The following is a 14,261-nucleotide window of genomic DNA, read 5'->3' on the forward strand; positions in this document are numbered from 1 at the left end:
GCCGACCACTACGACGCGGTCGTCGGCCTCGGCGGCGGCAAGATCATCGACTGCGCCAAGTTCGCCGCGGCGCGCGTCGGCCTGCCCCTGGTCGCCGTACCGACGAACCTCGCGCACGACGGCCTGTGCTCACCGGTCGCCACCCTCGACAACGACGCGGGCCGCGGCTCCTACGGCGTCCCCAACCCGATCGCGGCCGTCATCGACCTGGACGTGATCCGTGAGGCCCCGGCCCGCTTCGTGCGCGCCGGCATCGGTGACGCCATCTCCAACATCAACGCGGTCGCGGACTGGGAGCTGGCCAACCGGATCAACGGCGAGCAGATCGACGGCCTGGCCGCCGCCATGGCCCGGCAGGCCGGTGAGGCGGTGCTCCGGCACCCCGGCGGCATCGGGGACAACACGTTCCTCCAGGTGCTCGCCGAGGCGCTGGTCCTCACCGGTGTCGCCATGTCCATCTCCGGTGACTCCCGGCCCGCCTCGGGCTCCTGCCACGAGATCAACCACGCCTTCGACCTGCTCTACCCCAAGCGCGCCGCGGCCCACGGCGAGCAGTGCGGCCTCGGTGCCGCCTTCGCGATGTACCTGCGCGGCGCCCACGAGGAGTCGGCGTACATGGCCGAGGTGCTGCGCCGCCACGGGCTCCCGGTGCTGCCGGAGGAGCTCGGTTTCACGGTGGACGAGTTCGTCCGCGCGGTGGAGTTCGCGCCCGAGACCCGGCCCGGCCGCTACACGATCCTCGAACACCTCCAGCTCAAGACGAACCAGATCAAGGACATCTACGCCGACTATGTCAAGGCCATCGGTAGCTGAACTCCGTCCGGTCGTCCACCCCGCGGGGGTGAAGGACCGGCGCAGCGGTGAGCACTGGGCGGGACGCCTCTACATGCGTGAGGTGTCCCTGCGCGTCGACCGCTACCTGGTGAACACCAGGGTCACGCCCAACCAGCTCACGTACCTGATGACCGTCTGCGGTGTGCTCGCGGCCCCGGCCCTGCTGGTGCCGGGGATCGCGGGAGCCGTGCTCGGCGTGGTCGCCACCCAGCTCTACCTGCTGCTGGACTGCGTCGACGGCGAGATCGCCCGCTGGAGGAAGCAGTACTCGCTCGGCGGGGTCTACCTCGACCGCGTCGGCGCCTACCTCACCGACGCGGCCGTCCTGGTCGGCCTCGGCCTGCGCGCCGCCGACCTGTGGGGCACCGGCCGGATCGACTGGCTGTGGGCCTTCCTCGGCACCCTCGCCGCGCTCGGCGCCATCCTGATCAAGGCCGAGACCGACCTGGTCGGCGTGGCCCGGCACCAGACCGGCAGGCCCCCGGTGCAGGAGGCCGCCTCGGAGCCGCGCTCCTCCGGCATGGCGCTGGCCCGCCGGGCCGCCTCGGCGCTGAAGTTCCACCGGCTGATCCTCGGCATCGAGGCGTCGCTGCTCATCGTCGTCCTCGCGATCGCCGACCAGGCCCGCGGCGACCTGTTCTTCACCCGCCTCGGTACGGCCGTCCTCGCCGGCATCGCCCTGCTCCAGACGCTGCTGCACCTGGTGTCCATCCTCGCCTCCAGCAGGCTGAAGTGAGCGCGCCCATGAAGGTCGGCGCCGTCATCATCACCATGGGCAACCGGCCCGAGGAGCTGCGGGCCCTGCTGGACTCCGTCGCCAAGCAGGACGGCGACCCGGTCCAGGTGGTCGTCGTCGGCAACGGCTCACCCGTCCCGGACGTGCCCGAGGGTGTGCGGACCGTCGAGCTGCCCGAGAACCTCGGCATCCCCGGCGGGCGCAACGTCGGCATAGAGGCCTTCGGGCCCGGCGGTCGTGATGTCGACATACTGCTCTTCCTCGACGACGACGGCCTGCTCGCCCGCCACGACACCGCCGAGCTGTGCCGCGAGGCCTTCGCGGCCGACCCGGAACTGGGCATCATCAGCTTCCGCATCGCCGACCCCGGCACCGGCGAGACCCAGCGCCGGCACGTGCCCCGGCTGCGCGCCTCCGACCCGATGCGCTCCTCCCGGGTCACCACCTTCCTCGGCGGCGCCAACGCCGTCCGCACCCGCGTCTTCGCGGAGGTCGGCGGGCTGCCGGAGGCGTTCTTCTACGCGCACGAGGAAACCGACCTGGCATGGCGGGCCCTCGACGCGGGCTGGATGATCGACTACCGGTCCGACATGGTGCTGTACCACCCCACGACCGCGCCGTCGCGGCACGCGGTCTACCACCGCATGGTCGCCCGCAACCGCGTCTGGCTCGCCCGACGCAACCTCCCGGCCCTGCTGGTCCCGGTCTACCTCGGCGTCTGGCTGCTGCTCACGCTGCTCCGCCGCCCCTCGCGGCCGGCCCTGAAGGCATGGTTCGGCGGCTTCCGGGAAGGCTGGACCACGCCCTGCGGTCCCCGCCGGCCGATGCGCTGGCGTACGGTGTGGCGACTCACCCGGCTGGGCCGTCCGCCGGTCATCTGACAAGCTCGTCCCTGGGGGCCCGGGCGCCCGCGGACGGGCGCACGGGACGACGAACCCGCACGCGAATCCGAAGACGAAAGTATCCACCTGTGAGTGAGACCACGCACGACGGCACGGTCGCCGTGACCGAGGCCGCGCCGCCCGACGAGGGGCTGACGGCGGCCCAGCTCGCCGCCAAGTACGGGCTCGCCGTGAGCGGCGCCCGGCCCTCGCTCGTGGAGTACGTCCGTCAGCTCTGGGGGCGCCGCCACTTCATCCTCGCCTTCTCCCAGGCGAAGCTGACCGCGCAGTACAGCCAGGCCAAGCTCGGCCAGCTCTGGCAGGTGGCCACGCCGCTGCTGAACGCGGCCGTGTACTTCTTCATCTTCGGGCTGATCCTGCACGCCAGCCGCGGCATGTCCCGGGACGTGTACATCCCGTTCCTGGTCACCGGCGTGTTCGTGTTCACCTTCACGCAGAGTTCGGTGATGTCGGGCGTCCGCGCGATCTCCGGCAACCTCGGCCTGGTGCGCGCCCTGCACTTCCCGCGCGCGTCGCTGCCCGTCTCCTTCTCGCTCCAGCAGCTCCAGCAGCTGCTGTTCTCGATGATCGTGCTGTTCCTGGTGGCGATCGGCTTCGGCAGCTATCCGGACATGTCCTGGCTGCTGATCGTGCCGGTCCTCGCCCTGCAGTTCCTCTTCAACACCGGGCTCGCCCTGATCATGGCCCGTGCGGGCGCCAAGACCCCGGACCTGGCCCAGCTCATGCCGTTCGTGATGCGGACGTGGATGTACGCCTCCGGCGTGATGTTCTCCATCCCGATCATGCTGGACGACAAGCCGCGCTGGATCGCGACGGTGCTGCAGTGGAACCCGGCCGCCATCTACATGGACCTGATGCGCTTCGCCCTGATCGACGGCTACGGTTCCGAGAACCTGCCCGACCACGTGTGGGCGGTGGCCGGCGGCTGGGCCGTGCTCTTCGCCGTGGGCGGCTTCGTGTACTTCTGGAAGGCGGAGGAGCGGTACGGCCGTGGCTGAACAGAACACCGGGGACCGCCGTCCGACGGTCATCGCGGACGACCTGCACATCGTCTACCGGGTCAACGGCGCCAAGACCGGCAAGGGCAGCGCCACCGCGGCCCTGAGCAGGATCCTCAGGCGCCGCTCCGACGACGCGGCGCGCGGGGTGCGCAAGGTGCACGCGGTGCGCGGTGTGTCCTTCGTCGCCTACCGCGGCGAGGCCATCGGCCTGATCGGTTCCAACGGCTCCGGCAAGTCGACGCTGCTGCGGGCCATCGCCGGTCTGCTGCCCGCGGAGAAGGGCAAGGTCTACACCGACGGCCAGCCGTCCCTGCTGGGCGTGAACGCGGCCCTGATGAACGACCTCACGGGCGAGCGGAACGTCATCCTGGGCGGGCTCGCCATGGGCATGTCCCGGGAGCAGATCAAGGAGCGCTACCAGGACATCGTCGACTTCTCGGGGATCAACGAGAAGGGCGACTTCATCACCCTGCCGATGCGCACGTACTCCTCCGGCATGGCGGCGCGCCTGCGCTTCTCCATCGCCGCCGCCAAGGACCACGACGTCCTCATGATCGACGAGGCGCTGGCCACCGGCGACCGCAAGTTCCAGAAGCGCTCCGAGGAGCGCATCCGGGAACTGCGCAAGGAGGCCGGCACGGTGTTCCTGGTCAGCCACAACAACAAGTCCATCCGTGACACCTGCAACCGGGTGCTGTGGCTGGAGCGCGGTGAGCTGCGCATGGACGGCCCGACCGAAGAGGTCCTCAAGGAGTACGAGAAGTTCACGGGCAAGTGACCCGTTTCGGCCAGGGCCCCGCCGGGACGCGTCCGGGCGGGGCCCTTCCGTCTGCAAAGGAAACGTCAACTCCGTCTGCTGTTAGGAATCTTGAAGGCAATCGGTGTGTTGTTGTGATGTGCAGGACACCCTGCCGCGCCGCGCCGCGTTGTACAACGTAAGCTGTACCGGCGTCGGAAACCGGCAAGTGGGGCGATAATGCGCGCCCTCCTGCGGTGGGCACGCCTGCGCGGAGCGGGGCGGCGTGTCCGAAATAGTGTGTATCGGATCGGCAGTGTAGAACGGGAGATGTGACGGCAATGGCTACGGAAACTCCCCTGCTCAGCGGAGCATGTGCCGTCCACGCCCCGGGCAGCGCCCGATGACGGCCACCGCCGAGGCGCCCGACCTGGAACGCGCCACCCTGGACAAGGCCGCGAGCGAGAACTTCCCGGTGGCCCCCTTCTTCCTGCCCCGGGCCTGGCGCGCCGACCTCATGGCCGTCTACGGATTCGCCCGTCTGGTGGACGACATCGGCGACGGCGACCTCGCCCCCGGCGGCGCCGACGCCCGGCTGCTCGGCGTGTCGCCCGCCGAGGCCGCCGACCGCCTGGTCCTCCTCGACGCCTTCGAGGCCGACCTGCGCCGCGTCTTCGACGGCACCCCGCGCCACCCGCTGCTGCGCCGCCTGCAGCCCACGGTCCGCCGCCACGGCCTCACCCCGGAACCGTTCCTCGGGCTGATCGCCGCCAACCGCCAGGACCAGCTCGTCACCCGCTACGAGACCTACGACGACCTCCTCGCCTACTGCGAACTCTCCGCCAATCCGGTCGGCCGCCTCGTCCTCGCCGTCACCGGCACCTCCACCCCCGAGCGGATCCGGCTGTCCGACGCCATCTGCACGGCGCTCCAGATCGTCGAGCACCTCCAGGACGTCGCCGAGGACCTCGGCCGCGACCGCATCTATCTGCCCGCCGAGGACATGAAGCGTTTCCATGTCCAGGAAGCGGACCTCGCCGCGAAAATCACGGGCGCATCGGTGCGCGCCCTGGTTGCATACGAAGCACAACGCGCCCGCGATCTGCTGAATGAAGGCGCCCCCCTGGTGGGTAGCGTCCACGGCAGGCTCAAGCTGCTGCTCGCAGGGTTCGTGGCGGGAGGAAGGGCGGCGATCAGGGCGATCGCCGCCGCCGAATACGACGTACTTCCCGGCCCGCCCCGACCCGGCAAGGTCCAGTTGCTGCGCGAGGCGGGCGTGATCCTGCGAGGAGAGGGGTGATCCGGACCGTGGATTCTCCGCCGCACGTGTCCGCACCGGTACTCGCCGCCTACAGCTACTGCGAGGTCGTCACCGGGCAGCAGGCCCGTAACTTCGCCTACGGCATCCGGCTGCTGCCGACGGCCAAGCGCCGCGCCATGTCGGCGCTGTACGCGTTCTCCCGGCGCGTGGACGACATCGGCGACGGTGAGCTGGCCGGCGAGGTCAAGCTGGCGCGGCTGGAGGACACCCGGGCGCTGCTCACCCGGATCCGCGAGGGCGAGGTCGAGGAGGACGACACCGACCCGGTGGCCGTCGCCCTCAGTCACGCCGCGCGCGCCTTCCCGATCCCGCTCGGCGGCCTGGACGAGCTGATCGACGGCGTCCAGATGGACGTGCGCGGGGAGACCTACGAGACCTGGGACGACCTCAAGGTCTACTGCCGCTGTGTCGCCGGTGCCATCGGCCGCCTCTCGCTCGGCGTGTTCGGCACCGAACAGGGCGCGCGCGGCGCCGAGCGCGCGTCCGAGTACGCCGACACGCTGGGCCTCGCCCTGCAGCTCACCAACATCCTGCGCGACGTCCGCGAGGACGCGGCCGGCGGCCGTACCTACCTGCCCGCCGACGACCTGGCCAAGTTCGGCTGCTCGGCCGGGTTCGACGGGCCGACCCCGCCGGAGGGCTCCGACTTCGCGGGCCTCGTGCACTTCGAAGTGCGGCGCGCCCGTGCCCTGTTCGCCGAGGGCTACCGGCTGCTGCCCATGCTCGACCGCCGCAGCGGCGCGTGCGTGGCCGCGATGGCCGGCATCTACCGCCGGCTGCTGGACCGCATCGAGCGCGACCCGGAGGCCGTCCTGCGCGGCCGGGTCTCGCTGCCCGGACACGAGAAGGCCTACGTCGCCGTGCGCGGCCTGTCCGGGCTCGACACCCGGCACGTGACCCGCCATGTCTCCCGGCGCTCCGTCCGGAGGCGCGCCTGATGCAGCGCACCGCGGCAGAGCCGGCCGAACCGGACGGCATGCGACAGGCAACCCTCCTCCTCGGCGTGGCGTCCCTGACTGCGACGGCCGGGCGTGCACCGTTCATCCATCAGGCGCGCGCCCCGAAGGGGCGCGCGGCTGTGTCCGGCATGCGGCTGCCGCCGCGTGGGCACGACCGGCCACGACGTAGCCGCAGCCGAAAGGCGGCCCTCAACGGCCCCGCCCGCGGAGCGCACGCACGGAAGGACGCACGATGAGTGACGGCGCACCCCCCGCACCGGCGCGGCCCGGCACGTCGGGCACGGCGGGCCGCAGCGCGGTCGTGGTCGGCGGCGGCCTCGCCGGGACCACCGCGGCGCTCGCCCTCGCCGACGCGGGTGTCCGGGTCACCCTGCTCGAAGGCAGGCCCCGGCTGGGCGGCCTCGCCTTCTCCTTCCAGCGCGGCGAACTGACCGTCGACAACGGCCAGCACGTGTACCTGCGCTGCTGCACCGCCTACCGCTGGTTCCTCGAACGGATCGAGGGCGCGGCGCTGGCACCGCTGCAGGACCGTCTGGACGTGCCCGTCGTCGACGTCGCCAAGCCCGAGGGGCGGCGGCTCGGCAGGCTGCGGCGCGACCCGCTGCCCGTCCCCCTCCACCTGGGGCGCAGCCTGGCCGCCTATCCGCACCTCTCGCTCGCCGAGCGCGCGGCCGTCGGGCGTGCCGCGCTCGCGCTGAAGGGACTCGACCTCGCCGATCCGGCCCTGGACACCCAGGACTTCGGCAGCTGGCTGGCCGCGCACGGTCAGTCGGCGCGCGCCGTCGAGGCCCTGTGGGACCTGGTCGGGGTCGCCACCCTCAACGCGGTCGCGGGCGACGCCTCGCTGGGGCTCGCCGCGATGGTGTTCAAGACCGGTCTGCTCTCCGACCCGGGCGCGGCCGACATCGGCTGGGCCCACGTCCCGCTGGGCGAACTGCACGACCGGCTGGCCCGCAAGGCGCTCGACTCCGCGGGCGTGCGTACCGAGGTCCGTACACGCGTCACCTCCGTCTCCCTCAACGAGAACGGGACGTGGAGCGTTCAGGTTCCCGGCGAGAACATCGAAACCGACGCGGTCGTCCTCGCCGTACCCCAGCGCGAGGCCCACGACCTGCTGCCGCCCGGCGCCCTCGACGCACCCGAGCGGCTGCTCGAGATCGGCACCGCGCCGATCCTCAACATCCACGTGGTGTACGACCGCGAGGTGCTCGCGCGGCCCTTCTTCGCCGCCCTCGGCACGCCCGTGCAGTGGGTGTTCGACCGGACCCACGCCTCCGGGCTGCGCACGGGACAGTACCTGGCGCTGTCCCAGTCGGCCGCGCAGGACGACATCGACACCCCGGTCGCCGGACTCCGCGAGCGCTACCTGCCCGAGCTGGAACGGCTGATCCCGGGTACGCGCGCGGCCGAGGTGCTGGACTTCTTCGTGACCCGGGAGCGCACGGCGACGTTCGCCCCCACCCCCGGCGTCGGGCGGCTGCGGCCCGGCGCCCGCACCAATGCCCCCGGCCTGTACCTGGCCGGAGCGTGGACCGCCACCGGGTGGCCCGCGACCATGGAGAGTGCGGTCCGCAGTGGAGTGAGCGCGGCCGACGCCGCGCTCGGCGCCCTGGGCCGGCCCCGCCCGCGCCACCTCTTCGCGTTCGAGGAGGCGGCCTGATGTCCCGTCGGCAGGCGGCCGGCCCCCGCACCCCCGGTACCGCAACAAGAGGAGAGACTGTGCCCACTGTGCCCCCGGCCTCGACGCCCGCTCCACGGGCCGCGGTGGACGTCACCGCGCTGCTGGAGCGCGGCCGGACCCTGGCCACACCGGTGCTGCGCACGGCCGTCGACCGCCTGGCGCCTCCCATGGACACCGTCGCCGCCTACCACTTCGGCTGGATCGACGCAGCCGGCAACCCCGCCGACGGCGACGGCGGCAAGGCCGTCCGCCCCGCGCTCGCCGTGCTCTCCGCCGAGGTCACCGGCGCCGCACCCGAGGCGGGCGTCCCGGGCGCGGTCGCCGTCGAACTCGTGCACAACTTCTCCCTGCTGCACGACGACCTCATGGACGGCGACGAGCAGCGCCGGCACCGGGACACCGTCTGGAAGGTGCACGGCCCCGCCCAGGCCATCCTGGTCGGCGACGCCCTGTTCGCCCTCGCGGGCGAGGTCCTGCTGGAACTCGGCACGGTCGAGGCCGGCCGCGCCGCCCGCCGGCTGACCACGGCCACCCGCGCCCTGATCGACGGTCAGGCCCAGGACATCTCCTACGAGCACCGCGACCGGGTCAGCGTCGAGGAGTGCCTGGAGATGGAGGGCAACAAGACCGGCGCCCTGCTCGCCTGCGCCTGCTCCATCGGCGCGGTCCTCGGCGGCGCGGACGACGCCACCGCCGACGCGCTGGAACGGTACGGCTACCACCTCGGCCTCGCCTTCCAGGCCGTGGACGACCTGCTCGGCATCTGGGGCGACCCGGAGGCCACCGGCAAGCAGACCTGGAGCGACCTGCGCCAGCGCAAGAAGTCCCTGCCCGTGGTGGCCGCGCTCGCGGCCGGCGGCCCCGCCTCCGAGCAGCTCGGCGACATCCTCGCCGCCGACGCCAAGAGCAGCGACTTCGAGAACTTCTCCGAGGAGGAGTTCGCGGCCCGCGCCGCCCTCATCGAGGAGGCCGGCGGCCGCGAGTGGACGGCGGCGGAGGCACGCCGTCAGCACACCATCGCCATCGAAGCCCTCGACGCCGTCGACATGCCCGACCGGGTACGGGACTCCTTCACGGCGCTCGCGGACTTCGTCGTCGTACGGAAGAGATGATCACCATTGGCCTGATGAGCCTCGCGTAGTCGCCGGCCGGTCCCTGCCCACCGCGAAGGAGACCGGCCGACGGCGGACCCACAGCAGCACGACTCGCACGACTGCACGAAGGGGAAGCCATGACAGCGACGACCGACGGAAGCACCGGGGCGACCTTGCCGTCCCGGGCTGCCGCGGCCAGCGACACCACCCTCACCACTCCCGAGGCGGCCGGGGTACAGGAAGCCGCCGCGCGCGCCGCACGACGCGCCACCGACTTCCTGCTCTCCCGGCAGGACTCGGAGGGCTGGTGGAAGGGCGACCTGGAGACCAACGTCACCATGGACGCCGAAGACCTGCTGCTCCGGCAGTTCCTGGGCATCCAGGACGAGGAGACCACGCGGGCCGCCGCGAAGTTCATCCGCGGCGAGCAGCGTGAGGACGGCACCTGGGCCACCTTCTACGGCGGCCCCGGCGAACTGTCCACCACCATCGAGGCGTACGTCGCCCTGCGTCTGGCCGGTGACGCGCCCGACGCCCCGCACATGGCGAAGGCGTCCGCCTGGGTCCGCGAACGCGGTGGCATCGCCGCCTCCCGCGTGTTCACCCGGATCTGGCTCGCCCTGTTCGGCTGGTGGAAGTGGGAGGACCTGCCCGAGCTGCCCCCGGAGCTGATCTGGTTCCCCACCTGGATGCCGCTCAACATCTACGACTTCGGATGCTGGGCCCGGCAGACCATCGTCCCGCTCACCATCGTCTCGGCCAAGCGCCCGGTGCGCCCCGCGCCCTTCGCGCTGGACGAACTGCACACCGACCCGGCTCGGCCCAACCCGCCCCGCCCCCTGGCCCCGCTGGCCAGCTGGGACGGCGCCTTCCAGCGCATCGACAAGGCGCTGCACCAGTTCCGCAAGGTCGCCCCGCGCAGGCTGCGCAAGGCGGCGATGAACGCGGCGGCCCGCTGGATCATCGAGCGGCAGGAGAACGACGGCTGCTGGGGCGGCATCCAGCCCCCGGCCGTGTACTCGGTCATCGCCCTGCACCTGCTCGGCTACGACCTCCAGCACCCCGTGATGCGTGAGGGCCTCGCCTCGCTGGACCGTTTCGCCGTCTGGCGCGAGGACGGTGCCCGCATGATCGAGGCCTGCCAGTCCCCGGTCTGGGACACCTGCCTCGCCACGATCGCCCTCGTGGACGCCGGTCTGCCCGTCGACCACCCGCAACTGGTCAAGGCGGCCGACTGGATGCTCGGTGAGGAGATCGTCCGCCCCGGCGACTGGTCCGTGAAGCGTCCCGGACTGCCGCCGGGCGGCTGGGCGTTCGAGTTCCACAACGACAACTACCCGGACATCGACGACACCGCCGAGGTCGCCCTCGCGCTGCGCCGGGTCCGGCACCACGACCCCGAGCGCGTCGACAAGGCGATCGGGCGGGCCGTGCGCTGGAACCTCGGCATGCAGTCGAAGAACGGCGCCTGGGGCGCCTTCGACGTCGACAACACCAGCCCGTTCCCCAACCGGCTGCCGTTCTGCGACTTCGGTGAGGTCATCGACCCGCCGTCCGCGGACGTCACCGCGCACGTCGTGGAGATGCTCGCCGCCGAGGGACTCGCCCACGACCCGCGCACCCGGCGCGGCATCGACTGGCTGCTCGCCGAACAGGAGCCCAACGGCTCGTGGTTCGGCCGCTGGGGCGTCAACTACATCTACGGCACGGGCTCGGTGGTGCCCGCGCTGACCGCGGCCGGACTGCCCGGCTCGCACCCGGCGATCCGGCGGGCCGTGGTCTGGCTGGAGAGCGTCCAGAACGACGACGGCGGCTGGGGCGAGGACCTGCGCTCCTACAAGTACGTCAAGGAGTGGAGCGGCCGGGGCGCGTCCACCGCCTCGCAGACCGCGTGGGCGCTGATGGCGCTGCTCGCGGCGGGGGAGAAGGACTCCAAGGCGGTCGAGCGCGGCATCCAGTGGCTGGCCGAGACCCAGCGCGAGGACGGCACCTGGGACGAGCCGTACTTCACCGGCACCGGCTTCCCCTGGGACTTCTCCATCAACTACCACCTGTACCGCCAGGTGTTCCCGCTCACCGCGCTCGGCCGCTACCTGCACGGCGACCCCTTCGAGCGCAAGCTGCTCGCCAGGACCAAGGCGGCCGCGTCACGGGCGACGGGGAGCTGACTTGACCGGCCAGCCCGCCCCGGCCCCGCTGCTGATCGCCTGCGCGCTCGGCATCGAGCACCTCGCCCTGCGCACCGGTGACAGCAGCGGGGCGGACGGGCCGTACACCGTCGTCCGCACGGGCATGGGCCCGAAGGCGGCGGAACGCTCCGTCGGCCGGCACCTCGCCGGCCCGGCGGCGGCCGGCACCGCCGTGCTGGCCACCGGTTTCTGTGCCGGGCTCGCGCCCGGCATGCACCCCGGCGACCTGGTCGTCGCCGAGGAGACCCGGGACGCGCGCGGGAAAGTCCCGTGCGTGGGCACCGACCTGCTGGTCAAGGAACTCGTGCGCCTGCTGCCCGGACGCACGGTCCACACCGGCCCGCTCACCGGCTCCGACCACGTCGTACGGGGGCCCGAGCGGTACGATCTGCTGGCCACCGGCGCGATCGCGGTCGACATGGAGTCGGCGGCCACACTCCGCACGGCGGTCCGCACGGGCGAGCGCCCGGTCGCGGCCGTCCGGGTGGTCGTGGACGCCCCGGAACACGAACTCGTCCGGATCGGCACGGTGCGCGGCGGCATATCGGCCTTCCGCGTTCTTCGTTCCATCCTTCCCTCATTTTTCGAATGGCACCGTTCTTTGCTGCTCCCCCGGAGGTGAGCCAGATGGCCATGCCGTTGCGCCAGTCCATCAAGGTCGCGACATACCTGGCTGAACAGAAGCTCCGCAAGCGGGACAAGTTCCCGCTCATCGTGGAGCTGGAACCGCTGTTCGCCTGCAATCTGAAGTGCGAGGGCTGCGGCAAGATCCAGCACCCGGCCGGTGTGCTCAAGCAGCGCATGCCGGTCGCCCAGGCCGTGGGCGCGGTGCTGGAGTCCGGTGCGCCGATGGTGTCCATCGCCGGTGGCGAACCGTTGATGCATCCTCAGATCGACGAGATCGTGCGGCAGTTGGTGGCGAAGCGGAAGTACGTCTTCCTGTGCACCAACGCGATGCTGCTGCGCAAGAAGATGGACAAGTTCACGCCCTCGCCCTACTTCGCCTTCGCCGTGCACATCGACGGGCTGCGGGAGCGGCACGACGAGTCCGTCGCCAAGGAAGGCGTCTTCGACGAGGCGGTGGAGGCCATCAAGGAGGCCAAGCGGCGCGGCTTCCGGGTGACCACCAACTCCACCTTCTTCAACACCGACACCCCGCAGACCATCATCGAGGTGCTGAACTTCCTCAACGACGACCTCAAGGTCGACGAGATGATGATCTCGCCCGCCTACGCCTACGAGAAGGCCCCCGACCAGGACCACTTCCTCGGTGTCGAGCAGACCCGCGAGCTGTTCCGGAAGGCCTTCGCGGGCGGCAACCGCAAGAAGTGGCGGCTCAACCACTCCCCGCTCTTCCTGGACTTCCTGGAGGGCAAGGTCGACTTCCCGTGCACCGCGTGGGCGATCCCCAACTACTCGCTCTTCGGCTGGCAGCGCCCCTGCTACCTGATGAGCGACGGGTACGTGCCGACGTACCGCGAACTCATCGAGAAGACCGACTGGGACAAGTACGGCCGCGGCAAGGACCCGCGCTGCGACAACTGCATGGCGCACTGCGGCTACGAGCCGACCGCCGTCCTCGCCACCATGGGCTCGCTGAAGGAGTCCCTGCGGGCGATGCGCGAGACCGTCTCCGGGAACCGGGAGTGAGGCGATGACCGCCGTTCCCTTGGGCGTTCCCGGGGTACCGGCCCGTCCGGTCGCGCCGCGACGGCAGTCGCGGCAGATCCACGTCGGGCCGGTGGCGGTCGGGGGCGGGGCCCCGGTGTCGGTGCAGTCCATGACGACGACCCGCACGTCGGACATCGGCGCCACCCTGCGGCAGATAGCGGAACTCACCGCGTCCGGGTGCCAGATCGTCCGCGTCGCCTGCCCCACGCAGGACGACGCGGACGCCCTCGCGACCATCGCCCGCAAGTCGCAGATCCCGGTGATCGCGGACATCCACTTCCAGCCGAAGTACGTGTTCGCCGCCATCGAGGCCGGCTGTGCGGCGGTGCGCGTGAACCCCGGCAACATCAAGCAGTTCGACGACAAGGTCAAGGAGATCGCGCGGGCCGCCAAGGACCACGGCACGCCGATCCGGATCGGTGTCAACGCCGGTTCGCTGGACCGCAGGCTGCTGCGGAAGTACGGCAGGGCGACCCCGGAGGCCCTGGTCGAGTCGGCGCTGTGGGAGGCGTCGCTCTTCGAGGAGCACGGCTTCCGCGACCTCAAGATCTCCGTCAAGCACAACGACCCGGTCGTGATGATCGAGGCGTACCGGCAGCTCGCCGAGGAGTGCGACTACCCGCTGCACCTGGGCGTCACGGAGGCCGGTCCCGCCTTCCAGGGCACGATCAAGTCGGCGGTGGCCTTCGGGGCGTTGCTCTCCCGGGGCATCGGGGACACCATCCGGGTGTCGCTGAGCGCGCCGCCCGCCGAGGAGGTCAAGGTCGGCATCCAGATCCTTCAGGCGCTGGGGCTGCGCCAGCGGCAGCTGGAGATCGTCTCCTGTCCGTCCTGCGGCCGGGCCCAGGTGGACGTGTACAAGCTCGCCGAGGAGGTCACCGCCGGGCTGGACGGCATGGAAGTGCCGCTCAGGGTCGCGGTGATGGGGTGTGTGGTCAACGGTCCGGGCGAGGCCCGCGAGGCCGACCTCGGAGTTGCCTCGGGCAACGGAAAGGGCCAGATCTTCGTCAAGGGCGAGGTCGTCAAGACCGTCCCCGAGTCCAGGATCGTGGAGACCCTCATCGAGGAGGCCATGAAGCTCGCCGAGCGGACGAGCCCCGCAGACCGAACGAGTTGAGGCAAGGCACGGACCGAGAG

At 71.5% G+C, this 14,261-nt stretch carries 14 protein-coding genes; all 14 read left to right on the forward strand.

Annotation, left to right across the window (positions count from 1 at the left end; all coding sequences use genetic code 11):
• Nucleotides 1–813: iron-containing alcohol dehydrogenase family protein (locus LG395_RS35205; protein ID WP_225812914.1), on the forward strand; the 813-nt coding region annotated here is incomplete at its 5' end.
• Entirely contained in the window at nt 791–1,570 is a 780-nt protein-coding gene (locus LG395_RS35210; RefSeq protein ID WP_171150842.1) for a CDP-alcohol phosphatidyltransferase family protein, read from the forward strand. The genes LG395_RS35205 and LG395_RS35210, both read left to right, overlap by 23 nt.
• 8 nt (nt 1,571–1,578) lie before the next feature.
• Nucleotides 1,579–2,451 (forward strand): glycosyltransferase family 2 protein, encoded by an 873-nt coding sequence (locus LG395_RS35215; RefSeq protein ID WP_171159535.1) that lies wholly within the window; start codon nt 1,579–1,581, stop codon nt 2,449–2,451.
• A gap of 89 nt (nt 2,452–2,540) precedes the next feature.
• A complete protein-coding gene (locus LG395_RS35220; protein WP_171150840.1) occupies nt 2,541–3,470 on the forward strand; it encodes an ABC transporter permease in 930 nt (309 codons plus the stop codon).
• Nucleotides 3,463–4,251: an ABC transporter ATP-binding protein gene (locus tag LG395_RS35225; RefSeq protein ID WP_171150839.1), complete on the forward strand. Its 789-nt coding sequence runs from the start codon at nt 3,463–3,465 to the stop codon at nt 4,249–4,251. The genes LG395_RS35220 and LG395_RS35225 overlap by 8 nt, the downstream gene beginning before the upstream one ends.
• Before the next feature lie 361 nt (nt 4,252–4,612).
• Entirely contained in the window at nt 4,613–5,509 is an 897-nt protein-coding gene (gene hpnC / locus LG395_RS35230) for a squalene synthase HpnC (RefSeq protein ID WP_225812918.1), read from the forward strand.
• Nucleotides 5,506–6,468, forward strand: coding sequence for a presqualene diphosphate synthase HpnD (hpnD, locus tag LG395_RS35235; RefSeq protein WP_225812920.1), 963 nt, complete (start codon nt 5,506–5,508; stop codon nt 6,466–6,468). The genes hpnC and hpnD overlap by 4 nt, the downstream gene beginning before the upstream one ends.
• Nucleotides 6,468–6,725, forward strand: coding sequence for a DUF6380 family protein (locus LG395_RS41810; RefSeq protein WP_372463509.1), 258 nt, complete (start codon nt 6,468–6,470; stop codon nt 6,723–6,725). Before hpnD ends, LG395_RS41810 begins: the two co-directional genes overlap by 1 nt.
• Entirely contained in the window at nt 6,722–8,149 is a 1,428-nt protein-coding gene (gene hpnE / locus LG395_RS35245; protein ID WP_171150836.1) for a hydroxysqualene dehydroxylase HpnE, read from the forward strand. Before LG395_RS41810 ends, hpnE begins: the two co-directional genes overlap by 4 nt.
• Entirely contained in the window at nt 8,149–9,282 is a 1,134-nt protein-coding gene (locus LG395_RS35250) for a polyprenyl synthetase family protein (RefSeq protein WP_171150835.1), read from the forward strand. Before hpnE ends, LG395_RS35250 begins: the two co-directional genes overlap by 1 nt.
• Before the next feature lie 119 nt (nt 9,283–9,401).
• The gene (gene shc, locus LG395_RS35255; protein ID WP_225812922.1) at nt 9,402–11,432 is read left to right on the forward strand and encodes a squalene--hopene cyclase; all 2,031 of its coding nucleotides are present in this window, start codon (nt 9,402–9,404) and stop codon (nt 11,430–11,432) included.
• 1 nt (nt 11,433) lies between these two features.
• The gene (locus LG395_RS35260) at nt 11,434–12,075 is read left to right on the forward strand and encodes a phosphorylase family protein (RefSeq protein WP_171150831.1); all 642 of its coding nucleotides are present in this window, start codon (nt 11,434–11,436) and stop codon (nt 12,073–12,075) included.
• A 5-nt stretch (nt 12,076–12,080) separates the two neighbouring features.
• Nucleotides 12,081–13,103 carry an adenosyl-hopene transferase HpnH gene (hpnH, locus tag LG395_RS35265; protein ID WP_014676208.1) on the forward strand — a complete coding sequence of 341 codons (1,023 nt, stop codon included), beginning with the start codon at nt 12,081–12,083 and terminating at the stop codon, nt 13,101–13,103.
• A gap of 4 nt (nt 13,104–13,107) precedes the next feature.
• Complete coding sequence (gene ispG, locus LG395_RS35270; RefSeq protein ID WP_225812924.1) at nt 13,108–14,241, forward strand: flavodoxin-dependent (E)-4-hydroxy-3-methylbut-2-enyl-diphosphate synthase; 1,134 nt, start codon at nt 13,108–13,110, stop codon at nt 14,239–14,241.
• The last annotated feature ends 20 nt before the right edge of the window (nt 14,242–14,261 follow it).

Origin of the sequence: Streptomyces spinosus, assembly GCF_020400655.1 — a bacterium.
Taxonomy (GTDB): Bacteria; Actinomycetota; Actinomycetes; order Streptomycetales; family Streptomycetaceae; genus Streptomyces; species Streptomyces argyrophylli.